The organism is Streptomyces sp. NPDC030183, assembly GCF_055573455.1.
Map to the genome: position 1 here is coordinate 157655 of NZ_JBVIBK010000013.1, position 23732 is coordinate 181386.

Here is a 23732-nt window from a genome sequence, read left to right on the forward strand (position 1 = left end):
TCGCCCTTGACCCGGAGCGCGGCGGGACCGGCCGGCCCGGGCCGGTCCGCCCGGGCCGGTCCGCGGACTCGACCGGCGCTGCTCCGGGGCCGCGCCTGCCCTGGCCGCCCGTGCGAAACGAACCCGGCTGGCACTGGCAGTGGTCCGCTTCACAGACGGTTCACCGCTGGTCAGAGGTGGTCACGGAACGCGTTCACCCCCTCCCGCGTACGGGCCACGGCGGCTGCGCCAGGGGCCCGCTGTCGGCGGGGTACGGCATGATGCGGGACGTGACTGGACGCCTGATGCTTCTCGACACCGCCTCCCTCTACTTCCGCGCCTATTTCGGTGTGCCGGAGTCCGTGAAGGCCCCGGACGGCACCCCGGTGAACGCGGTGCGCGGGCTGCTGGACTTCATCGACCGCCTGGTGAAGGACCACCGGCCGACGGACCTGGTGGCGTGCATGGACGCGGACTGGCGGCCCCGGTGGCGGGTCGACCTGATCCCCTCCTACAAGGCGCACCGCGTGGCCGAGGAGCACGAGGCGGGGCCGGACGAGGAGGAGGTGCCGGACACCCTGTCGCCGCAGGTGCCGGTGATCGAGGAGGTGCTGGACGCGCTGGGCATCGCGCGCGTCGGCGTCGCCGGGTACGAGGCGGACGACGTGATCGGCACGTTCACGGCCCTCGCGAAGGACCCGGTGGACATCGTCACCGGCGACCGCGACCTGTACCAGCTGGTCGACGACGAGCGCGGCATCCGCGTGCTGTACCCGCTCAAGGGTGTGGGCACCCTCCAGCTCACCGACGAGGCGGTGCTGCGCGAGAAGTATGGGGTGGTCGGCCGGGGGTACGCGGATCTGGCGCTGCTGCGCGGCGATCCGAGCGACGGTCTGCCGGGCGTGCCCGGCATCGGTGAGAAGACCGCCGCGAAGTTGCTCGCGCAGTTCGGCGACCTGGCCGGGATCATGGCCGCGGTCGACGATCCGGCGGCCGGGCTCACGCCGGCGCAGCGCAAGCGGCTCGACGGGGCGCGGGCGTACGTGGCGGTCGCGCCCCAGGTGGTGCGGGTGGCCTCGGACGTACCGCTGCCGGACGTCGACACCGTCCTGCCGAAGGCGCCACGGGACCCGGCGGCACTGGAGGCCCTGGCCGCCCGCTGGGGCCTCGGAGGGTCCTTGCAGCGACTCCTCACGACGCTGCGGGGGTAAGGGCCGCGCTGGGTGCGGGGGGGGCGGGGTGCGGGGTGCGGGTACGGGCCTCGCCGGGGCCCGTCTGGCAGGGCGCGGGGCGTATGGGTGGGGCGTACGCCGGGGGGTGGGGCGACACTTCGGTGGTGGGGGTTCTGAGGCGCGACTCACATCATGAAGGTGTCGTTCATTGATCGAGCATGGGGTGAATTCCGGGGGGAGATGATAACTTAGGTAAGCCTTACTAGGTCTTCGGGAGGCCGTCATGGCAGAGCGTCCGGTACGCAGGAGCCCCAAGCCCCACTCCGCGCGAGTCGTCCGCACCGAGCGGCTCACCCCGCACATGCAGCGCGTCGTGCTGGGCGGCGACGGCCTCGCCGAGTTCGCCACGCGCGGCAGCACCGACCATTACGTGAAGCTCCTGTTCGGCCCCGAGGGCGTGACGTACCCGGAGCCGTTCGACCTGGAGCGGATCCGCGCGGAGATGCCGCGGGACCAGTGGCCCGTGACCCGGACGTACACCGTGCGCGCGTGGGACGCCGAACTGCGCGAGCTGACCGTCGACTTCGTACTCCACGGCGACGAGGGTCTGGCCGGCCCCTGGGCGACCCGCGCCCAGCCGGGCGAAACCGTCCGACTGCTGGGGCCGGGCGGCGCGTACGCGCCCAACCCCGAGGCCGACTGGCATCTGCTCGTCGGGGACGAGAGTGCCCTGCCCGCGATCGGCGCCTCCCTGGAGGCCCTTCCCGACGGTGCCCGCGCCTACGCGTTCGTCGAGGTCGCCGGCCCCGAGGAGGAGCAGAAGATCGACTCCGACGTGGACGTGGTCTGGCTGCACCGCGGCGACCGCCCCGTCGGCTCGTTGCTCGTCGAGGCCGTACGCGCGCTGGAGTTCCCCGAGGGCCGGCTGCACGCCTTCGTGCACGGCGAGGCGGGCTTCGTGAAGGAGCTGCGTCGACTGCTCCGCGTCGAACGCCAGATCCCGCGCGAGGACCTGTCCGTCTCGGGCTACTGGCGGCTCGGCCACGACGAGGACGGCTGGCAGGCCACGAAGAAGGAGTGGAACGCACGGGTGGAGGCCGAACAGGACGGCGCGACGGCTTCGGCCTGAGCCGGAGGCGACCGGCGGGGGCGACCGGCGGGCGCGAGCGGTGGGCGCGAGCGCCGTGGCGAGGTCCGTGGCGTGCGCCGTCGCGACCACCGTCGCGACCACCGGGGCGACCACTGGGGCGACCGCCGGGGCGACCGCCTTGGTGATCACCCACGTGATCGCCGAGTCCGCGCGCGTGTGCGCCCGTACCGCAGCTCTCACGGCGGCGCTTGACGACCGCGCCGCCCGGCCGCCCCGGGGCCGACGCGTGAAGACTGCGACCGAGGACGGCCGGGTTCAGGCGTCGGTCGCCGCGTCGACCAACTGAGCAAGGGCGTCCGCGAGTTCCTCCAGGACGGGGCCGGCGGGGCCGCCCGGCTCGGTCATGTAGACGTCCCGGCGGATCTCGATCATCAGGGCGGTCACCCGTGGGTCCAACCCGTAGTGGTCCAGCGGCACGTAGGCGCCCCCGAACGGGCTGTTGACGCCCGTCCCGCCGAACCCCGCGAACGCCTCCTCGGCGAGGGCGAGAAGCTCGGGCGGGGTGTGGAAGGGGTCGCTCCCCAGGCAGATCGGCGGGCGGGGACCGTCACCGTGGAGCTCGTAAGGGAGGCGCTCGCTCGGGTACGAGTGGACGTCGACCACCACGGCCCGCCCGGCGGCCTCCAGGCGCTGTGCGACGGCGTCGGTCATCGCGGCGGCGTACGGCACGAAGTAGGTGTCCACGAGGACCTGTCCGTCGTGGCCGTCCGGGCGGAGGGCCTCCCGATGCGTGGTCCGCGTGTAGACGGCACCCATGCCCACGGCAAGCATCTCCTCCCGCTCGTCCGGAAACCGCTCGGGGTCGACGACCAGCCGCGAGAGCCGGTTGACGAACCTCCAGGGCGTCGACTCCGCCCGGGCGGCGGCACGTTCGGCGATCCGGTCCGTGTGCGCGTCGGTGATGTGGTCGAGCTCCCGCTCCAGCGCGGCGTCGTCGAGGAGGATCCCCTCCCGCACGGCCGCCGGTATCACCCGTGAACCGTGCGGCACGTGCAGGAGCACCGGGGACTCCGGCGCGCCCGGCAGGAGTAGACGGGCGGGCGACGCGTCGTTCATCAACGGCTCCTGGGTGGCGGGTGGTGCACGGAGCCGCTCAGCCTAGAGCGGCCGGGCCACGCGCACCCGGCTCCCCGCAGCCCGTACCCCGCACCCGGCACCCGGCACCCGGCACCCGGCACCCGGCACCCGGCACCCGGCACCCAACGTCCCCCGTCCCGCGCCCGCCTCCCCACCCTCCGGACCTCCTCCCCCTCCGGACCACCTCCCCCGGCGGCGATCACGACCCCCGTGAGGATTTGGGCGTCCTCCGGACACGGTCGCGTGACACGAACGACACAGGGCTCCCCTAGCTTCTGTCCCCTCATTTCTGTCACCCGACAGGAATTCGCGTCGCCGCCGCGCGAACGCTCGTGCCGCTTGTTGCGAAAGCAGGTTGCCGCCATGACGAGCACCTCCCCCGCCCACCTCCTCCCCGACCCGCCGCGCTCCCCCGAAGACACCTCCCTGACCGCGTTCGGCTACCGCCAGGAACTGCACCGCAGTCTGGGCCGGTACGCCTCCTTCGCGGCCGGATTCTCCTTCATCTCCGTCCTGACGACCGTCTTCCAGTTCTTCGCCTTCGGGTTCGCGTTCGGCGGTCCGGCCTTCTTCTGGACCTGGCCCGCCGTACTGCTCGGCCAGTTCCTGGTCGCCGCCTGCTTCGCGGAGCTGGCGGCGCGCTATCCGATCTCGGGCGCCATCTACCAGTGGTCCTCACGACTGTCGAACGCCACCTTCGGCTGGTTCGCCGGCTGGATCATGGTGATCGGACAGATCGTGGTGGTCGCGGCGGCAGCGCTCGCCCTGCAGATGGTGATGCCCGCGATCTGGTCCGGCTTCCAGATCGTCGGCGGCGACCCGGCGCCGACCAGCGCCACCGGAGCGGCGAACGCGGCCGTGCTCGGCGTGATCCTGCTGGCGCTCACCACGTTGGTGAACGTCCTGGACAACCGTGTGCTGTCCCTGGTGAACCGGGTCGGTGTGACCGCGGAGATCATCGGGGCGATCCTGATCGTCGTCCTCCTCCTGACACACGCCGAACGCTCCCCCGGTATCACCTTCCACGCAGCGGAGGGCGGCACGGGTCTGCTGGGGGCGCTGCTGGTGGGTTCGTTCATGGCGGCGTACGTGATGATCGGGTTCGACAGCGCGGGCGAGATGAGTGAGGAGACCCACCACCCGCGGCGCACGGCGCCGCGGACGATCCTCACCGCGCTCGGCGCGGCGGGACTGCTCGGCGGTCTCATCGTCCTCGGCGGACTGCTCGCCGCGCCCAGCCTCACCGACGGCCGGCTCGCCGTGGACGGCCTGAGTTACGTCCTGACGAGCAGCCTGGGCGACGGTGTGGGCCGGTTGCTGCTCGCGGATGTGGTGGTGGCGATCGCGGTGGCCACGCTGGCGATCCAGACGTCGGCCTGCCGCATGCTGTTCTCCATGGCCCGCGACGGCCAACTCCCCTTCTCCGCACGGCTCGCCCGGGTCAACCCGCGCACGGGCATGCCGAGCGCGCCGGCCGCCGTCGTGGGCGTCCTGGCCGCGGCCCTGCTGCTCCTCAACTTCGTCTCGCCGGACGCGTTCCTTGCCATCGGCACAACCTGCATCGTGATGCTGTACCTGGCGTACGCGATGGTCACCGGTCCACTGCTCGTCCGGCGCCTCAAGGGCACGTTCCCCACCGGGGGCACGGACGAGACCGGCAGGCCCCTGTTCTCCCTCGGCCGCTGGGGCATCCCCGTCACCGCCCTGGCCCTCGCCTACGGCCTCTTCATGACCGTCAACCTGGCCTGGCCCCGAGCGGAGGTGTACGACCCCTCGGGCAGCGGCTGGTGGTTCCAATGGTTCACCGTGCTGTTCCTGCTGGTCACGGTGGGGGTGGGGGTGGTGTATCGAGCGATGCGCAACCCGCGTCCGCGCCAGGTCGACGGCCTCGCGAACGACTGAACGGAGCAGTCCGGTCCGCCTTTCACGCACCCGCACGGCGACCAACCACGATCAACACCGGACATCGCCAGTCCCTCCGAACACCACCCGTGACAATTTTTCGGTCAAATGCGCCCCTTGTTTGCCGCTGTACGCTCGCCGTACGCTCTTCAACGGAAATCGGCGTCGCGCGCACGCTGAGATTTGCAGCCAGAAGTGGGAACTTCTTGCGGAGGCTCGGGCTATGACATCAAGTGGCGTTGAGAGCGCGACGGTAACCCCGGACATGCTCGCCTGGAAGGGAACGGCGCACGAGGCACTGGAACGGCTGTCAGGCACCCGCGGAATTCAGGAAATGCTGCACCTCGCGCATGACTTTTGGTGCGGTTCGGACTGTGCACGCGACACGACATGCACCTTCCTTCATTACCCGCGAAACGGGGTGGACACCACCGCTCCGCAGACCACCCGGTCGCGCTACAACAAGCAGACCGCACACCTGTACGGCGTGATGGGAGAGGGAGGCTACGCCGGACCCATACCCCAATACCACGAGGTGAACGTCTGGCCACTCCTGGACGAGGTGCTGGAGCGGTGGGACACAGCCGGAGAGCTGCGGGGCAGGATTCCGGCGCACTACACCGACTGGACGAAGAAGCATGACGCCGAGGCCGCCGACACGGTGTCCCGCGCATGCCGTGACACCGTCCAGTGGATGGCTTGCTGGTGCGGCGAGGACTATGACGCGGACCCGCTGGGTCTGCACTACATAGCCTTCGCCACCATCATCGACGACATCTGCATCCCCCCGCTCGACCTGGTCAGGGGCCGCTTCCGCATGTACGGCAGGTCAGTGGGCGACCTGATGCGGGAGATGGACGCGGCCGGCTGGGGGCGCGACGGCGTGCACGCGCTGCTGTCGCTGGTCCGGCAGGCCATCGTCCAGTACGCGGAGAAGATGGACTTCCGTCCGGGCGAGGCACACGTCGGGCTCCACGAAGCACTGAACAACTCTCCGAACATGTGGGACGGTGTCATATTCCGGGGGAATACCGGAAATGCATATGGCACCGCCATCATGGTGGTCCGGAACAGCGGGAGCGGCGCGGTCACCTTCCCGTGGCTCATGGACAGCGCCATCTGCGACTGTCTCTCCATGGATCTGAGCAAGTCCGCGCTCGGTGTCTACTCGGTGGACAATCACCAGCCGACTTCGAATGACCGCCGGTCGGAGTCGAGGAAGGCGAGCTACCGGTCGATCTACCTGGATCTCATCGACGACCTGGTCTTCACAGGGGCACCGGAATCCCTCGTTCACTTCGGCCGCAGTGGATTCCTCTTCGTACAGCTGCAGGACCGTTACCAGGAGCGGCGGCGGGGGCAACGATTCCCGCTCGCCCCGCCCATGCTGCGGGAACTCACCCGGCTCTTCGGCGAGAAACCGACGGACGAATGGCTCGACGAGGCGTTCGCCGCCGCGAATCGCATGCGCCTCACGGAGTCGTCCGGTGTCGGCGACCCGCAGGACGTGGAGCGTCTCCACCATCTCCACCCGAGCGTACGGCAGGAGTCGGCGCAGGCCGCGAGGCTGCCCGCCTGACCACCGGCGGCGGGTCCGTCGCAGGCGACGCGGTGGGGCCCGGTGGCTCAGAACGGTTCGACCGGGCCCCACCGGGCCGCTCGTATGCTTGACGGTGATGAGACGCCGTGCCCCGTCCCCGCCTTCACCCCTGCCGCAGCGCGACGGGGTGGATCCGGTGCGGGTGCGCTTGCCCGTCGGCGATTCGTGGGCGACGGTGCGCGACCACCTCGTGGCACGGCTCGCGGCCGGACCCGGGGTGATCGACGGCATGCTCGACGCGGGACTGATCGTCGATGCCGCCGGGCACCCGGTGCGCCGCGACAGGGAGTACGTGCCGGGCATGTTCGTGTGGTTCCACCGGGAGCTGCCCGCCGAGGAGCGGGTGCCGTTCGAGGTGGACGTGCTGTACCGCGACGAGCACGTGGTGGTGGCCGACAAGCCTCATTTCCTGGCCACCACCCCGCGCGGCAGCCATGTGGCCGAGACCGCCCTGGCCCGGCTGCGGCGGCGGCTCGGCGTTCCGACGCTCACCGCCGCGCACCGGCTGGACCGCCTGACCGCCGGGGTGGTGCTCTTCACCGTGCGCCCCGAGGAACGCGGCGCCTACCAGTCGCTGTTCCGGGACAGACGGGTGGCGAAGGAGTACGAGGCGGTGGCGCCGTACGTCCCGGGGCTGGCGCTGCCCCGGACCGTGCGCAGCCGGATCGTCAAGGAGCGCGGGGTCCTCACCGCCCGTGAGGTCGAGGGCGAGCCGAATGCCGTCAGCCGGATCGAACTGCTGGAGCATCGCGAGGGGCTCGCCCGGTACCGGTTGACGCCGCGTACCGGACAGACGCACCAACTGCGGGTGCACATGAACGCCCTGGGGCTGCCGATTCTCGGCGATCCCCTCTATCCGGTGGTGACCGGCCCCGTGCCGGCCGGTGACTTCCGGCGTCCGCTCCAACTTCTGGCACGGAGCCTTGAGTTCACCGACCCGGTCACGGGGCGCGAGCACCGGTTCGTCAGCCCGCGGCCTCTGCGGGCCTGGTCGTCGTACGACGCGTGGGCGGAGTAGGCGCGTACGACGGCGAGGTCAGCCGATCCGCCACCAGCGCAGGACGCGCCGGAACAGGCCGGGTCGGCGGGCCGGGCCGGGGGTGGTCGTGGGCTCGGCAGGGGCGGTGGGTTCCGTGGCGGCGGGCTGGGGCTGTGGTGCGGCGGTCCGCGCGCCCGGACGCTGCGTCGGCAACGACTTGGCGGCTGGGCGCAGGATGACGTCCTGAGGGGGCTTCGGTGCGAACCGTACCGGCAGCTCCACCAGATGCCGGTTGGAGATGGACTCGTGCCAGCGCAGTTCGTGCTCCTCGCAGGCGAGCTGGATGTCCGGAACCCGCGTCAGCAGTGCGTCGACGCCCACGTCGGCGATGGCACGGCCGATGTCCTGGCCGGGGCATTCGTGGGGGCCGCCGCTGAAGGCCAGGTGGGCGCGGTTGCCCTGCATGTTGGCCTTGAGGTCGGGACGGACGCGCGGGTCGACGTTGCCCGGCGCGATGCCGAGGAGGAGCCCGTCGCCCTTGCGGATGCGCTGGCCACCCAACTCGGTGTCCTGCTTGGCGAAGTAGGCGAAGACGGTGCTGAACGGCGGCTCGTCCCACAGGGACTGCTCGACCGCCTCGGGCACGGTCATCTGACCGCCCTTGAGCTGGGCGCGGAAGCCCGGGTCGGTGAGGACCAGGCGCAGCACGTTGGCGAGGAGGTTGGTGGTGGCCTCGTAGGCGGCGAGGAGCACCACGCGCAGGTGTTCCCTGACCTCCTCGTCGGTGAGCGCGGCCGGGTGAGTGATGAGGTGACTGGTGAAGTCCTCCTCGGGCTGGGCCCGTCGGCGGACGGCGAGCCGGCCGAGGACGTCCATGACGTAGGCGTGGCTGGTGAGCGCGGTCTCGCTGCCCTTGAGGCAGTCGCGGGCGGCCTGCACGAGCTTGTCGCCGTATTCCTCGGGCATGCCGAGGATCTCGCACAGCACCGCCATGGGCAGGTGTTCCGCGAACTGGCTGACGAGATCGACCTTGCCGTCCTCGCAGAACTTGTTGACGAGGTGCTGGGTGGCGCGGTTGATGTAGCGGCGGATACCCCGGGGGTCGATGGTCGACATGGCGCCGGTGACCGCCCCGCGCAGCCGCTGGTGCTCTTCGCCCTCGGCATGGGCGCAGATGGGCTGCCAGGCGAAGTGCGGCATGAGGGGATGGTCCGGCCTGATCTCGCCCTCGCGCATGGGCCGCCACAGCCGGTTGTCCTTGCAGTACTGCGAGGGAGTGCTCACCATGTGCATGTTCTCGCTGTGGCCGAGCACCACCCAGATCGGCACGTCGTCGTGGAGGAGCGCGGGCGCCACCGTGCCGTGCTCGGCGCGCAGTTTCTCGTACACGGCTCCCAGGTCCTCCGCCTCCGGGCCGTAGAGCCGGCGCAGTCCGCCGGGACCCAGGCCGTGGGCGGGGCAGCCGGGGGGCGGCCCGAGTTCGGGGTCGTCCGTACCGGTCGGGGAGTGTGCTTCAGGCGTCACGATGATCGCTCCGAATTGAAGGGGATCCGAGTCTGGGGAGTTTCTGGGGCGACCGGGAGGGGACACCGCGCGGGACGACACGGCTCCCGGTCCGGGGACGCGTACGGGGTCTACGCCGAGGCACCCGTCGCCGTCAGGGAGTGCAGGAACCGCATGAGGGTCATCAGGACGTCCCGGCTGGAGGCCCGGCGCCGTGCGTCGCAGCGGATGATGGGGATCTCCACGGCCAGGTCGAGTGCCTGGCGCAGCTCCTCGATGGGGTAACGGGGAGCGTCCGGGAAGTCGTTGACGGCGACGACGAAGGGGACACCGCGTTCCTCAAGGCGGCCCATGACGTCGAAGCTGACCTCCAGGCGGCGGGTGTCGACCAGGACGACCGCGCCGAGAGCACCCTCGAACAGGCCGTTCCACAGGAACCAGAAGCGCTCCTGGCCGGGGGTGCCGAACAGGTAGAGCACCAGCTGGTCCGTGATGCTGATGCGGCCGAAGTCCATGGCCACGGTGGTGGCGGTCTTGGACTTGGAGCCGTAGTTGTCGTCGACCCCGATGCCGGCCTGGGTCATGGTCTCCTCGGTCGTCAGCGGCCTGATCTCGCTGACGGAGCCCACCATCGTCGTCTTGCCGACACCGAAACCGCCCACGATCACGATCTTCGCCGCGGCCTGCGCGGTGTGTGGCAGGTGGTCCTCGGTCCGTGGACCCGTGATGGTGTCAGAGCTTTTGAAGTCCATGCATCACCGCTTCGAGGAGGGAACGGTCGGCCCGCGCCTGCCGGACGACGGGTGCGCGCGCCTGAACCAGTTCAGCCGTCAGCAGCTCGGTGAGCAGGACGGTCACCACGCTGATCGGCAATTTGAGATAGGCCGAGATCTCGGCCACGGACAGGGGGGCCTGACAGATCCGGAGCAGCGCTGACTGCTCCGGCGCGGCGGACGGCGGTGGATCGGCGCGCGCCACGATTAACGTGACGAGGTCGATCGGCGCTCGTTCGCCGTCCTCTCCGGTGAGGATGTAGAGCCGCTCGGGCGGGCGGTCACCCTCGCTTCCCGTGGGCGCTTCCACGGGAGGCGGTGGGGGCGGCTGCGGTGTGGGATGGCGGCGCTGGCGTTGCGGAGGCGTCATACGGTCTGCCCGTTCCGCCGGGGCGGACTGGTGAGATGGGCGCCGATCCGGTCGACCAGGTCGCGCATGCGGTTGCTCATCAGACCGGGTTCGGCGATCTCATTGGCGAGCACGGCCAGGTAGGCGTTGGAGCCGGCGGCCATGAGGTAGAAGTAGCCGCCGTTGATCTCGATGATGACCATGCGCATCTCGCCGTCGCTCTGCGGGATCTCGCCGGCCACGGCCCCGGCCAGGCTCTGCAGTCCGGCGCAGGCGGCGGCGACACGGTCGGCGGCGTCGGGATCACCGCCGTGGCGGGCGATCCGCAGGCCGTCGGCGGAGAGCACGACGATCTGCTGGATGCCCGGTACGCCGTCGGCCAGATCCTTGAGCATCCAGTCGAAATTGGCTCGCTGCTGGATCACTTGAGGTCCCCCTCGTCGTCGGCCTCGTTACGGGCCGGCTCGGTGTTCGCGGTGGAAGCGGTGAACCCTGGGTCAGCCGGGTCGTCCGGATTCCTGGAGAAGGCGCTTGGGTCCGGGTCGCGCTTGAGCCCTGCCATGAACGCCTCGACCCACATGCCGGGTGGCGGCAGTTCCTTCTTCGGTTCGGGCTCGGGTTCCCAGACGGGCGCGGCGGCCATGGCGGCCTCGGCGGCGGCCTCGGCCGCGGCGGCCTCGGCGTAGCGCTGACTCAGTGGGATTGTCATGCGGCTGCGGCGCTGCGGGAGGCCGTTGGCCGTCCACTCGGTGACGACGGGTACGTCGTCGTCCATGCCCTGGCCCATCTCCTCCGCGGAACTCGGGATTCGCGGTCCGGTGGTCGGGCGGCGACGCTTGGGCTTGCGGTTGGGACCCTCGACGCCGCCGGTATCCATGGTCGGTACGGCGGCCGCGCCGATGCCGTGGGCGAGTCCCGGGGCGGGCTCGTCGGTGAGCATGTCACGGGGGACGACCACGACGGCGCGAACGCCGCCGTACGCGGACTGCCGTAGTGAGATCTGCATGTTGTACATCGTGGAGAGACGGCCGACGACGGCGAGGCCGAGACGTGGGCTGCTGCCGAGTTCCTGCAGGTCGATGCCCTGCTGGGCCTTCGCCAGCATGTCCTCCACCTTGGCCCGCGCCTCCTCGCTGAGGCTGATGCCGCCGTCCTCGATCTCGATGGCGACACCGGTCTGCACCTCGACCGCGGTGACGTGCACCTTGGTGTGCGGTGGGGAGTAGCGGGTCGCGTTGTCGAGGAGTTCGGCGCAGGCGTGGATGACGGGTTCGACGGAGACGCCGTTGACGTTGACCTTGGCGATGGAGTGCAGCTCGATGCGGCGGTACTCCAGGATGCGGGACATCGCGCCGCGCAGACAGCTGTACAGCGGGACCGGCTTGGGCCAGACACGGCCCGGACGGCTGCCGCCGAGGACGGCGATGGAGTCGGCGAGGCGGCCGATCAGCGCGGTGCCGTGGTCGATGCGCAGCAGGTCGTCGAAGACCTCGGGGTTGCGCCCGTGGTCCTCCTCCATCTCCCGGAGTTCCTTGTTCTGCTGGTGGACGATCGCCTGCACGCGGCGGGCGATGTTGACGAAGGAGCGCTGCGAGGAGTCCCGCATCGCTTCCTCGCGGTCCACGATGTCGAGCACCGCGCGCAGCAAGTCTCGCTGGGACTTGGGAAGTTCGCGCCACTCGGCGTCACCGTCGATGACGTGACGAATCACCTCTGAGGGGGATTCTCCACCGCGCAGCCGGTACAGCACGGCGGGCAGGATCTCCTTGCCCAGCCGGGTGAACTCCTGGTCGTGGGCGGCGATCCGCTGCTCCAGGGAGAGCGTCCGCCGTTCCTGTTCGGCACGCAGTTCACGCAGGGAGCGGCGGGTGCCGCGTACGGCGGCGACCGCGACCGCGATCAGCAGCAGCGTCGCGACGGCTCCGGACAAGCCGACGGCGAGCCGGACGGGCCCCGTCACCAGGGAGACGGTGACCCCGGTCGCCGCGGCCATCAGTATCGCCGGCAGCAGTAGTACGCGCCCGTGGGGGAGGTCACGGCCACCGGGAGGCGATTGAACACTCACCATGTATGCCCTCTAACGACAAATCGGCTGGAGGTCGGGGGACTTGCTGGGACTTCTGGGACTTGCTGGGGGTTCATCCGGGAATCAAACTGGATCTTCGGTATTTTTTGGAACAAGCGCACGAATACACATCAACTCGGTGCGCTGCGGGCGAGCTTAGTCCGACCGGATCATCGCTGTGTCATATTCAGCAACCGTCTGAAATCACCCTCGCGACTGGAGTACGCTCTGGTCGTTTACACGCTCAGGCGCGACTCGAACGCACAGTGTGACGAGGAACGTGTGTGCGAAGGCACTGGAAGGCTCACGCCCGGCAGGCTCAGGCCCGGAGAGTCACGCCCACAAGGTTCAGGTGCCGACGATCGTCAGGCGCCGACGATACGGAGGGCGGCGTCCGCCGTCGCCTCGGCGAACGCGGGCACCCGGCGGTCCGGGTCCGAGCGGTGCACGAGGATGACCCCCTCGATCAGCCCGAACACGAGGTCGGTCCGCAGCTCCAGCTCACTCTTGGCGAGCGCCCCACCCACGGCCGTCGCCGCGATCAACTGGCGGTAGGCGTCCTTGAGTTCGGCCCGTACGGCATGGAAGCCGGCGAAGCGCTCGGCGCGGACCTCGGGCAGGAGGTACAACCCACCGAGGTTGTACGGGCCGCCGCAGAGCAGCTCCACGTCCGCGCGGCACAGCTCCCACAGCCGCCCCTCGGCCGGACCGGCGTCCCGGGCGAGCAGTTCACGGGCGTACGCCAGGGACGGTGTCACCGTCGACTCCAGGAGCGCGGCGAGCAACTCCTCCTTGCCGGAGACGTAGTGGTACATGGACGCCTGACGCATCCCGGCCCGCTCGGCCACCGCCCGCGTTGTCGTGGCGGCGTAGCCGCGCGTGGTGAACAACTCGGCCGCCGCCGCGAGGAGTTCGTCGCGCGGCGACAGCCCGCTCTCCGGCCGCTGCGCGGCCCTGGGCCTGCCGACCCGCCGCCCGCCCGTACCGCCGCCCGCGCTTCCCATGCGTTCGATCCTCGCACACGCACCGCGACACCCCCTCGGGCGCCGACGACGCCCCGGTCACCCACGCCGCGCATCCGTTCCCCGTACACACGCCAGGTGCGTCGCCCATCCCCGGACACACGCCCCCCGCATGGGCCGTCACCGGCACACACCGCACGAGCACCGTGAGGTGTCGGTAACCACCCCGCAACGCCCGGGACACGGCGCCGACCCGACCCCCGCCTAATTTCTGTCGCACGACAGAAACAAGCGCCGCACCCGGAGGTCCGCCATGGCGACAGCGACCACGTACGGAGCACGCGATCATGCCCGCGCCCAGGAGGGCACCCGTGCCGAGGCGATGCCGGTGGTCCCGGCGAGCGACTGGCCCGCACCGCCCGACGACGTCGGCCCCCTGGTGTGGGCCGAGACGGTCGCGGGCGGCAACTACACGCACAAGGTGCTGGCCCGCGGCACGGAACTGCGTCTGACGGACCCGCACGGCGACGCCTGCGCCCACGTCCTGCTGTACGCCGCCGACCGCCCGTGGGAGCGGCTGAACGTCGCCGACACGGTCAAGGTCCAGTGGAACGCCTACCTCGGCGAGGGCGTCCTGCTCCTGTCCGACCAGGGCCGTGTCCTCGCCTCCCTGGTCGCCGACACCTCCGGCCGGCACGACGCGCTGTGCGGCACCTCCACCCTCGCGCGCAACACCGCCCGCTACGGCGACGGCAGCCCGCAGTCCCCCTCCCCCGCCGGACGCGAACTGTTCAAGCTCGCCGCCGCGAAGAACGGCCTCGGCCCCCGCGACCTGCCGCCCTCCCTCTCGTTCTTCCAGGGCGTCGAGGTACGCGACGACGGCACCCTCGACTTCACCGGCTCCGCCGGCCCCGGCGCCGGCGTCACCCTGCGCACCGAGCAGGACGTGACCGTGCTCATCGCCAACGTCCCGCATCCGGCCGATCCGCGCACCGAGTACGTGAGCACCGCTCTGGAGGTGCTCGCCTGGCGGGCCCGGGCGACCGAGCCGGACGACCCGTTGTGGAACGCCACCCCGGAGGGCCGGCGGGCCTTCCTCAACACCGCCGAGTTCCGCACCGCGAGGGGGATCGCATGACGACCGTGGTCGTTCCGGCCCGCGCCGCCTGGTCCGCCGTCGTGCCGGCCGGCGAGACTCTCACCATCACCGACCTGCACGGCAACCAGGCCGTCGACTTCCTCGTGTACGACGCCCATGACACGGCCGTCCGCTACAGCGCCCCCGACACCATCCATGCGCAGGGCGGCATCTTCCTCACCACCGGCAGCGTGCTGATGTCCAACGAGCACACCCCGCTGATGACGGTGGTCGCCGACGACGTCGGTCGCCACGACACCGTGGGCGGCGCCTGCTCGAAGGAGTCGAACACCCTGAGGTACGGGCACCACACCTGGTCGCAGCACGCGTGCGTGGACAACTTCCTCGCGGAGGGCGCGAAGCACGGCCTCGGCAAACGCGACCTCGTGTCGAACATCAACTGGTACATGAACGTGCCGGTCGAGAAGGACGGCACCCTCGGCATCGTCGACGGCATCTCCGCGCCGGGACTGTCCCTGACCCTGCGCGCCGAGCGCGACGTGCTCGTCCTGGTCTCCAACTGCCCCCAGATCAACAACCCCTGCAACGGCTTCGAGCCGACGGCCGTCGAGATGACCCTCGGCCCACCCTCCCCCGAAGCCACCGCCGCCCCGCCCACGGAAGGCACCGCCACCCCGCCCCCGGACTCCACCGCCCCCGAACCCACCCCGGGAAGGGGCCCGGCATGACCTTCGACACCCTGCTGATCGCCAACCGGGGCGAGATCGCCGTGCGAGTCATCCGTACCGCCCGCGAACTGGGGCTGCGCACGGTCGCCGTGTACTCCGACGCCGACCGCGCCGCGCCCCACGTCCGCCTCGCCGACACGGCGGTACGGCTCGGCCCGGCGCCGGCGCAGCAGTCGTACCTCGACGCCGACCTGGTACTGAGAGCGGGCAAGGACGCGGGCGCGGGCGCCGTCCACCCCGGCTACGGCTTCCTCTCCGAGGACGCCGCCTTCGCCCGCCGCTGCGCGGACGCCGGGATCGTGTTCGTGGGACCCACCCCCGATCAGCTGGAGCTGTTCGGGGCGAAGCACACCGCGCGGGCCGCCGCCGAGGCCGCGGGCGTCCCGCTGCTGCCCGGCACCGGGCTGCTCGCCTCCCTCGACGAGGCCCTCGACCGCGCCGAGGCGATCGGCTACCCGGTGATGCTGAAGGCCACCGGCGGCGGGGGCGGCATCGGTATGTCGGCCTGCCGCTCCGCCGCCGAACTGTCGCAGGCGTGGGAGCGGGTGCAGCGGGTCGCCGCCGCCTCCTTCTCCTCCGCCGGCGTCTTCCTCGAACGCCTCGTCGAGCACGCCCGCCATGTCGAGGTGCAGGTGTTCGGAGACGGCGAGGGCCGTGTCGTCACCTTCGGCGACCGCGACTGCTCCCTCCAGCGCCGCAACCAGAAGGTCGTCGAGGAGGCCCCGGCCCCCGGTCTGCCCGCCGCCGTCCGCGAACGGCTCACCGCCTCGGCGCGCGACCTGTGCGCGAGCGTCCGCTACCGCTCCGCCGGAACCGTCGAGTTCGTGTACGACCCGGAACGCGGGGAGGCCTACTTCCTGGAGGTCAACACCCGCCTCCAGGTGGAACACCCGGTCACCGAGGAGATCTACGGCGTCGACCTCGTCGCCTGGATGCTGCGCCTGGCGCGCGGCGAGGCGGACGCCGTCCAGGAGCCGGGCGCACCCCGCGGTCACGCCGTCGAGGCGCGGATCTACGCCGAGGACCCCTCCCGCGGGCACCGGCCGAGCGCGGGCCTGCTGACCCGGGTGGAGTTCCCTGGCGGCGTCCGCGTGGACGGCTGGGTGGAGACCGGCACCGAGGTGACCACGTCGTACGACCCGATGCTCGCCAAGGTCGTCGCCCACGGCCCCGACCGCGCCCACGCCCTGCGCCGGCTCGACGAGGCGCTGTCCCGGACCCGGATCGACGGCATCGAGACCAACCTGGGCCTGCTCAGGGCCGCGCTGCGGGACCCGGACCTGCGGCGGGCCACCCACTCCACGGCCACGCTCGCGACCGTGAGCGACCCGACGCCCCGTATCGAGGTGATCTCCGGCGGCACCCTCACCACGGTGCAGGACTGGCCCGGCCGCACCGGCTACTGGCAGGTCGGCGTACCGCCCTGCGGGCCCATGGACGACCTGTCCTTCCGCCTGGGCAACACGGCGCTCGGCAACCCCGAGGGCGCTCCGGGCCTCGAATGCACCTTGCGGGGGCCGTCGTTGCGCTTCACCCACGCCACCACGGTGTGTGTGACGGGCGCTCCGGCCCCGGTGACCGTGGACGGCTCACCCGTCCCGCAGTGGGAGCCGGTGACGGTGCCCGCCGGAGCCGTCCTCGCGGTCGGCGCCCCCACCGAACACGGGCTGCGCACCTACGTGCTGTTCGCCGGGGGCCTCGACGTGCCGGCGTTCCTCGGCAGCGCGGCGACCTTCACCCTCGGTCGCTTCGGCGGCCACGGCGGCCGGGAGCTGCGGACGGGCGACGTGCTGCACGGCGGAGGGGTCGTCGAGGGCCGCCCCGTACCGGCCGGGGCCCGCCCGGCGTTCGGCTCGGTCTGGCAGGTGGCCGCTCTCGAAGGCCCGCACGCGGCACCGGAGTTCTTCACCGAGGAGGACATCCACGAGTTCTACGCCGCCGACTGGGAGGTCCACTTCAACTCGGCCCGCACCGGTGTGCGGCTGGTCGGTCCGAAGCCCCGCTGGGCGCGGACGGACGGCGGCGAGGCGGGTCTGCACCCGTCCAACATCCACGACACCCCGTACTCCGTCGGCGCCGTCGACTACACCGGCGACATGCCGGTGCTGCTCGGCCCCGACGGCCCCTCGCTGGGCGGTTTCGTCTGCCCGGCGACGGTGATCTCCGCGGAACGCTGGAAGCTGGGCCAGCTCCGCCCGGGCGACACGGTCCGCTTCCTGCCCGCCGCCGACGACGCCTCGCCCCGCCCCGCGATCGTCGACGGCGGCGTACTGGCCCGGGACGGCGAGGTGACGTACCGCCGCAGCGGTGACGACAACCTGCTGGTCGAGTTCGGCCCCATGCAGCTGGACCTGGGCCTGCGGATGCGGGTACACGCCCTGATGGAGGCGGTTGCCGAGGCGGGCCTCGACGGCGTCGGTGACCTCACCCCCGGCATCCGCTCCCTCCAGATCCGCACGGACCCCGCGCGGCTGCCCGCACCCCGACTCCTCGCCGCCGTACGGGAGATCGTCTCCTCGCTGCCCCCGGCGGACGAGCTGGTCGTCCCCTCCCGCACGGTCCACCTCCCGCTGTCCTGGGACGATCCCGCGACCCGCGAGGCCATCGCCCGCTACATGGCCGGGGTCCGTGACGACGCTCCCTGGTGCCCGTGGAACATCGAGTTCATCCGCCGCGTCAACGGCCTGGAGTCGGTGGCGGACGTGTACGACACGGTGTTCGCCGCCGAATACCTGGTGCTGGGCCTGGGCGACGTGTATCTGGGCGCGCCGGTGGCGACCCCGCTCGACCCCCGCCACCGTCTGGTGACGACGAAGTACAACCCGGCGCGCACCTGGACCGCCGAGAACTCGGTGGGGATCGGCGGCGCGTACCTGTGCGTCTACGGCATGGAGGGCCCCGGCGGCTACCAGTTCGTGGGCCGCACGACGCAGGTGTGGTCCGCGTGGCAGCAGCGCGGCGCCTTCGAGACGGGCTCCCCCTGGCTGCTGCGCTTCTTCGACCGCGTGAAGTGGTATCCGGTCGACGCGGACGAACTCCTCGAGCTGCGGGCCGACATCGTCTCCGGCCGCTTCGTCCCGCGGATCGAGGAGGGCGTGTTCTCCCTCGCCGAGTACGAGCGGTTCCTGGCCGACCACGCCGACTCCATAGCCGAGTTCAGGTCCCGGCAGCAGTCGGCCTTCGCCGCGGAGCGAGCCGCCTGGGAGGCCGCCGGCGAGTTCGCCCGGGCGGAGGCCGCGACCGCCGCGCCGGCACCTCCGGCGGAGATCGACGTCCCGGAGGGCGGCCGGGTGATCGAGGCGGAGTTCGCCGCGTCGGTGTGGCAGCTCCACGTCCGGCCCGGCGACCGGGTGACCACCGGCCGGCCACTGCTGACCCTGGAGGCCATGAAGATGGAGTCCCGCGTCCACTCCCCGGTGAACGGCGTGGTCCACGAGACACTGACCGCCCCGGGCGCCCAGGTCCAGGCGGGCACCCCCCTCCTGGTCCTGACCCCCGACACCGCCTGACCCGGCCCCGCCCCCGCACACCACCCCGCCCCCCGTGACCGTGCACCACCCGACCGGCCTCGCCCCGTACACCACCCCGCCCCCGTGACCGTGCACCGCCCGACCCGTCTCGCCCCGCACACCACCCGACCCGCCTCCGCCCCGCACGCCGACGGATCGTCCCAGCCCAGGAGCACAGATGCCGCACCCGTCACCGACCCTGACCCGGGTCCGCCTCGCCTACGCGCGGATCGACGCCGTGAACCGCCCCGAGGTGTGGATCGACCTGCGGCCCCGCCCGGAGGTCGAGGCGGAGGCGAGGGCCGTGGACGCCCGTCTCGCCGCGGGTGAGCGCCTGCCCCTCGCCGGCCGCCTCCTCGCCGTCAAGGGCAACATCGACGTCCACGGCCTGCCCACGACCGCCGGTTGCCCGGCCTACGCGTACACACCGGACGCTGACGCGCCGGTGGTCGCCCGCCTCCGCGAGGCCGGCGCGATCGTGCTGGGCACCACCAACCTCGACCAGTTCGCCACCGGCCTCGTCGGCACCCGTTCCCCTTACGGCGCCGTCCGCAACGCCCACGACCCGTCCAGGATCAGCGGCGGTTCCAGCTCCGGTTCTGCCGTGGCCGTGGCCCTCGGCATCGTCGACCTCGCCCTCGGCACGGACACGGCGGGCTCCGGCCGCGTCCCCGCCGCCCTCAACGGCATCGTCGGCCTGAAGCCCACCCGGGGCCTGGTCCCCACCGCCGGCGTGGTCCCGGCCTGCGCCTCCATCGACTGTGTGACGGTGTTCGCCCGCACCCTCCCGGAGGCCGAGCAGGCCCTGGCCCACATGTCCTCGCCGCCGCCCCGCACTCTCCCGGCACTCCCCCAGCGCACCCCGGGGCCCTGGCGGGTCGCCGTCCCGGCCCGCGAGCAGCTCGGCGAACTGGACGAGGGCTGGGCCCAGGCGTACGAGGCGGCGGTGGCGCGCCTGTGCGCCGCGGGGGCGGAGATCCGCGCCCTCGATCTCACCCCGTTCACCGAGGCGGCCGCCATGCTGTACCAGGGCGCGTTCGTGGCGGAGCGCTACACGGCAGTCGGCGGTTTCGTCGACAAAGCGCTCGCCGATGGTGTGGAGTCCCTCGATCCCACCGTGGCCGGCATCATCAACCGTGCCCGTGACGTCCCGGCCCACCAGCTCTTCGCCGACCAGGAACGGCTGGCCGTCCTGCGCGCCCACGCCCTCGCGGAACTGGCCGACGCGGACGCCCTGTTGCTGCCGACGGTCCCTGGCCACCCGACCCTCGCCGACATCGCCGCGGACCCGCTGGGCGCCAACGCCCGTCTGGGGCGCTTCACCAACTCCACGAACCTGTTCGACCTGGCGGCCGTCGCCGTCCCGGCGGGCGAAGTGAACGGCCTGCCCTTCGGTGTGATGCTGATCGGCCCGGCGTTCACGGACGAGCGTCTGGCCCGGATCGCCGCGCTCCTCCAGCCGGAGACCCGGCTGGCGGTGGTCGGCGCCCACCTCTCGGGCCAGCCGCTGAACCCCCAGCTCCTCGCCCTGGGCGCCCGCCTGGAGCGGACGACGACCACCGCCCCGGTCTTTCGTCTCCACGCCCTGCGCACGACCCCGCCGAAGCCGGGCCTGGTCCATGTCGGCGAGGGCGGCGCCCCCATCGAGACGGAGATCTGGCGCCTCCCGGCAGAGGGCCTCGGCCGCCTCCTGTCGGCACTCCCCCACCCGATGGCCCTGGGCAGCGTGCAGTTGGCCGACGGCACGAGAACCCCCGGCTTCCTCTGCGAGCCGACAGCCCTGCACGACGCCGAGGACATCACCCCGTACGGCGGCTGGAGGTCCTACCTGACACGCGGGGAACCCTAGGTCGCGTCCGCAAAGGGTCACCTGGAGCGCCTCACGCCCCCCGGAGCAGCCAGGGGCGCGGGGATCTACGCGACCATGCACCCAGCCCCCGCACCCGCCGAACCACCCGCACCCCACCCCCGCCAGGCGTCCCCGCCATCCCTCAGAGGGCGTCACCCCACGGAGGAGTAGGCCACAACCCCTCTCAGCAACCCGTCGACCGCCTTGCGCGCGCTCTTCCCCACGGTCGACCCCGGAGGGGAGGCCGCGGAGATCTGCCCCAGCACGTCGATCACCTGCTTGCACCACCGCACGAAGTCACCGGCCGGCATGTCCGCCTCGCGCAGCACCTCGTCGAGCCCCTTCCCGGAGGCCCACATGTACGCGGCCCAGGCGAAGCCGAGGTCCGGCTCACGCTGTCCGACGCCCTCGCTCTGGGTGATCCGGAACTCCTCCTCCAGCGCGTCCAGCCGCCCCCAGATCCGCACCATCTCGCCGAGCGCGGCCTTGGCGGCTCCGGAGGGCAGCTTCGGCGCCATCGCGTCGTCCCCGACCCGGGCCTCGTAGACCAGCGCGGAGGCACAGGCGGCGAGTTCAGCGGGGCCGAGCCCCTCCCACACGCTCGCCCGGAGGCACTCGCTGGCCAGCAGATCCAGCTCGCCGTAGAGCCGGGCGAGCCGCTTGCCGTGCTCGGTGACCTCGTTGCCCCGCAGATAGTCCAGCTCGGTCAGGAGCGCGACGATGCGGTCGAAGGTGCGCGCGATCGTGTTGGTGCGGCCCTCGATACGGCGCTCCAGCTGCGAGGTGTCCCGCTTGAGCCGGTAGTAGCGCTCGGCCCAGCGGGCGTGGTCCTCACGGTCGTTGCACCCGTGGCACGGGTGGGCGCGCAGCTCTGCGCGCAGCCGGGCGATCTCACGGTCGTCGGCGGCGGCGGACCGCCGCTTGCGGTGCCGGTCGGGCACCAGGTGCCCGGCCTTCGTGCGCAGCGCGGACGCCAGATCCCGGCGGGACTGCGGTGAGCGGGGGTTGAAGGACTTGGGGATCCGCATCCGCTCCAGCGCCTCGACCGGCACCGGGAAGTCCATGGACGCCAGCCGCTTGACCTGCCGCTCGGCGGTGAGCACCAGCGGGCGGGGCCCGTCGTGGTACTCGAAACCCCGGTGGCCGTTGGACCGCCCGGCGGGCAGGCCCGGGTCCAGCACCAGCGCGAGACCGGCGTACTTGCCGGTCGGGACATGGATGACGTCGCCCGGCTTGAGCCTCTCCAGGGCCACGGCAGCCTCGGCGCGCCGCTGGGCCGCGCCCTGCTTGGCCAACTCGGTCTCGCGGTCCTTCAGCTCGCGCCGGAGGCGGGCGTACTCCTCGAAGTCCCCGAGGTGGCAGGTCATGGACTCCTTGTAGCCCGCGAGCCCTTCCTCGTTGCGCTGCACCTGCCGGGAGATGCCGACGACGGACTTGTCGGCCTGGAACTGCGCGAAGGACGTCTCCAGCAGCTCCCGCGAGCGGTGCCGGCCGAACTGCTCGACCAGGTTGACCGCCATGTTGTACGACGGCTTGAAGCTGGAGCGCAGCGGATAGGTGCGGGTGCCCGCGAGGCCGGCCAGGTGGTCGGGGTTCATACCGCGCTGCCAGAGCACGACGGCGTGGCCCTCGACGTCGATGCCGCGGCGGCCGGCGCGGCCGGTCAACTGGGTGTACTCGCCGGGGGTGATGTCGGCGTGCTGCTCGCCGTTCCACTTGACGAGCTTCTCCAGCACCACCGAGCGGGCGGGCATGTTGATGCCGAGGGCGAGGGTCTCGGTGGCGAACACGGCCTTGACCAGGCCGCGTACGAAGAGTTCCTCGACGACTTCCTTGAACGTCGGCAGCATGCCCGCGTGGTGGGCCGCTATGCCGCGCTCCAGGCCCTCCAGCCACTCGTAGTAGCCGAGGACGTGCAGGTCCTCGGAGGGGATGGACGCCGTGCGCTCCTCGACGAGGGCGCGTACCCGCAGGCGTGCGTCGTCGTCGTTGAGGCGCAGGCCCGCGTGCAGGCACTGCTGGACGGCGGCCTCGCAGGCGGCACGGCTGAAGATGAAGGTGATGGCCGGCAACAGGCCCTCGGAGTCGAGCCGTTCGATGACTTCCGGCCGGCTCGGGATCCAGATCCGGGAGCGCTGGCGGCGCTCGCGCTCACGGTCGGCCTCGCGCATGGCACGGCCCCGTCTGCGGTCCTGGAAGGAGGGGCGGCTGGCCTCCAGGCGGGCCATGCGTGTGAGGTCGGGGTTGACGGCCTTCTTGTGGCCCTCGCCCTCCTCGAAGAGGTCGTACATCCGCCGGCCGGCGAGCACGTGCTGGAACAGCGGCACGGGCCGGTGCTCGGAGACGATCACCTCGGTGTCGCCGCGCACGGTGTCCAGCCAGTCGCCGAACTCCTCGGCGTTCGAGACGGTCGCCGAGAGGGAGACGAGGGTGACCGACTCGGGGAGGTGGATGATCACCTCTTCCCACACGGCGCCGCGGAAGCGGTCGGAGAGGTAGTGCACCTCGTCCATGACCACGTAGCCGAGGCCGCGGAGGGTCTGGGAGCCCGCGTACAGCATGTTCCGCAGGACTTCGGTGGTCATCACGACCACCGGGGCGTCGGAGTTGACGCTGTTGTCGCCGGTGAGGAGTCCGACCTGGTCGGCGCCGTAGCGGCGGCACAGGTCGGCGTACTTCTGGTTCGACAGGGCCTTGATGGGTGTCGTGTAGAAGCACTTCTTGCCCTGTTTCAGGGCGAGGTGGACGGCGAACTCGCCGACGATCGTCTTGCCCGAGCCGGTGGGGGCGGCCACCAGGACGCCCTTGCCCGCCTCGAGCGCCTGGCAGGCCTCGATCTGGAAGGGGTCGAGACCGAAGTCGTACATCTCGCGGAAGGAGGCGAGCGCGGTGGCCTGCTCGGCAGCGCGCCTACGTGCTGCCGCATACCGCTCGGCCGGTGAGAGATCCTCTGTCATCGTGCTTTCGAGCGTACCGGGCCCCACTGACAACGGGACGATCATTATCCGGATGACGGCCCGCGCACGGGAGCGGCCG

General features: G+C 71.6%; 17 protein-coding genes. 9 read left to right on the forward strand and 8 right to left on the reverse strand.

The genetic code is table 11. From position 1 onward, the window contains the following. Positions 1 to 260 precede the first annotated feature (260 nt). Positions 261 to 1190, forward strand: coding sequence for a 5'-3' exonuclease (locus tag ACZ4Z2_RS17790; RefSeq protein ID WP_468077106.1), 930 nt, complete (start codon positions 261 to 263; stop codon positions 1188 to 1190). 244 nt (positions 1191 to 1434) lie between these two features. Next, entirely contained in the window at positions 1435 to 2280 is an 846-nt protein-coding gene (locus ACZ4Z2_RS17795) for a siderophore-interacting protein (RefSeq protein ID WP_468076964.1), read from the forward strand. Positions 2281 to 2556: 276 nt separating this feature from the next. Here ACZ4Z2_RS17795 and ACZ4Z2_RS17800 read toward each other — a convergent pair whose 3' ends face one another. After that, the gene (locus ACZ4Z2_RS17800) at positions 2557 to 3357 is read right to left on the reverse strand and encodes an N-formylglutamate amidohydrolase (RefSeq protein WP_468076966.1); all 801 of its coding nucleotides are present in this window, start codon (positions 3355 to 3357) and stop codon (positions 2557 to 2559) included. Positions 3358 to 3741: 384 nt separating this feature from the next. Between ACZ4Z2_RS17800 and ACZ4Z2_RS17805 the strand changes: the two genes are divergently transcribed. The 3 genes from ACZ4Z2_RS17805 (at position 3742) to ACZ4Z2_RS17815 (ending at position 7898) form a co-directional block, all read left to right on the forward strand. After that, positions 3742 to 5280 carry an amino acid permease gene (locus ACZ4Z2_RS17805; RefSeq protein ID WP_468076968.1) on the forward strand — a complete coding sequence of 513 codons (1539 nt, stop codon included), beginning with the start codon at positions 3742 to 3744 and terminating at the stop codon, positions 5278 to 5280. A 421-nt stretch (positions 5281 to 5701) separates the two neighbouring features. Further along, positions 5702 to 6859, forward strand: coding sequence for a hypothetical protein (locus tag ACZ4Z2_RS17810; RefSeq protein ID WP_468076970.1), 1158 nt, complete (start codon positions 5702 to 5704; stop codon positions 6857 to 6859). 97 nt (positions 6860 to 6956) lie between these two features. Further along, on the forward strand, positions 6957 to 7898 hold the full coding sequence (locus tag ACZ4Z2_RS17815) for an RluA family pseudouridine synthase (RefSeq protein WP_468076972.1): 942 nt from the start codon (positions 6957 to 6959) through the stop codon (positions 7896 to 7898). A gap of 18 nt (positions 7899 to 7916) precedes the next feature. Here ACZ4Z2_RS17815 and ACZ4Z2_RS17820 read toward each other — a convergent pair whose 3' ends face one another. The 6 genes from ACZ4Z2_RS17820 to ACZ4Z2_RS17845 form a co-directional block, all read right to left on the reverse strand. Next, positions 7917 to 9383 carry a cytochrome P450 gene (locus tag ACZ4Z2_RS17820; RefSeq protein ID WP_468076974.1) on the reverse strand — a complete coding sequence of 489 codons (1467 nt, stop codon included), beginning with the start codon at positions 9381 to 9383 and terminating at the stop codon, positions 7917 to 7919. 110 nt (positions 9384 to 9493) lie between these two features. Beyond that, positions 9494 to 10114 (reverse strand): GTP-binding protein, encoded by a 621-nt coding sequence (locus ACZ4Z2_RS17825; RefSeq protein ID WP_468076976.1) that lies wholly within the window; start codon positions 10112 to 10114, stop codon positions 9494 to 9496. Continuing rightward, positions 10095 to 10505: a DUF742 domain-containing protein gene (locus ACZ4Z2_RS17830; protein ID WP_468076977.1), complete on the reverse strand. Its 411-nt coding sequence runs from the start codon at positions 10503 to 10505 to the stop codon at positions 10095 to 10097. Before ACZ4Z2_RS17830 ends, ACZ4Z2_RS17825 begins: the two co-directional genes overlap by 20 nt. After that, positions 10502 to 10909: a roadblock/LC7 domain-containing protein gene (locus tag ACZ4Z2_RS17835; protein WP_468076979.1), complete on the reverse strand. Its 408-nt coding sequence runs from the start codon at positions 10907 to 10909 to the stop codon at positions 10502 to 10504. Before ACZ4Z2_RS17835 ends, ACZ4Z2_RS17830 begins: the two co-directional genes overlap by 4 nt. Further along, entirely contained in the window at positions 10906 to 12552 is a 1647-nt protein-coding gene (locus tag ACZ4Z2_RS17840; RefSeq protein WP_468076981.1) for a sensor histidine kinase, read from the reverse strand. Before ACZ4Z2_RS17840 ends, ACZ4Z2_RS17835 begins: the two co-directional genes overlap by 4 nt. A 362-nt stretch (positions 12553 to 12914) precedes the next feature. After that, entirely contained in the window at positions 12915 to 13553 is a 639-nt protein-coding gene (locus tag ACZ4Z2_RS17845; RefSeq protein WP_468076983.1) for a TetR/AcrR family transcriptional regulator, read from the reverse strand. Positions 13554 to 13824: 271 nt separating this feature from the next. On the opposite strand from ACZ4Z2_RS17845, the gene ACZ4Z2_RS17850 reads away from it, so the two are divergent. The 4 genes from ACZ4Z2_RS17850 to atzF all read left to right on the forward strand — a co-directional run bounded on the left by ACZ4Z2_RS17850 (position 13825) and on the right by atzF (position 20696). Further along, positions 13825 to 14649: an urea amidolyase associated protein UAAP1 gene (locus tag ACZ4Z2_RS17850; protein ID WP_468076985.1), complete on the forward strand. Its 825-nt coding sequence runs from the start codon at positions 13825 to 13827 to the stop codon at positions 14647 to 14649. Beyond that, a complete protein-coding gene (locus tag ACZ4Z2_RS17855; RefSeq protein WP_468076987.1) occupies positions 14646 to 15338 on the forward strand; it encodes an urea amidolyase associated protein UAAP2 in 693 nt (230 codons plus the stop codon). The genes ACZ4Z2_RS17850 and ACZ4Z2_RS17855 overlap by 4 nt, the downstream gene beginning before the upstream one ends. Then, the gene (locus tag ACZ4Z2_RS17860; RefSeq protein WP_468076989.1) at positions 15335 to 18847 is read left to right on the forward strand and encodes a 5-oxoprolinase/urea amidolyase family protein; all 3513 of its coding nucleotides are present in this window, start codon (positions 15335 to 15337) and stop codon (positions 18845 to 18847) included. The genes ACZ4Z2_RS17855 and ACZ4Z2_RS17860 overlap by 4 nt, the downstream gene beginning before the upstream one ends. A 178-nt stretch (positions 18848 to 19025) precedes the next feature. Further along, positions 19026 to 20696: an allophanate hydrolase gene (gene atzF / locus ACZ4Z2_RS17865; protein WP_468076991.1), complete on the forward strand. Its 1671-nt coding sequence runs from the start codon at positions 19026 to 19028 to the stop codon at positions 20694 to 20696. Positions 20697 to 20848: 152 nt separating this feature from the next. Here the strand turns inward: atzF and ACZ4Z2_RS17870 are convergent, their stop codons facing one another. Further along, positions 20849 to 23698 carry a DEAD/DEAH box helicase gene (locus ACZ4Z2_RS17870; RefSeq protein WP_468076993.1) on the reverse strand — a complete coding sequence of 950 codons (2850 nt, stop codon included), beginning with the start codon at positions 23696 to 23698 and terminating at the stop codon, positions 20849 to 20851. Positions 23699 to 23732: the final 34 nt, after the last annotated feature.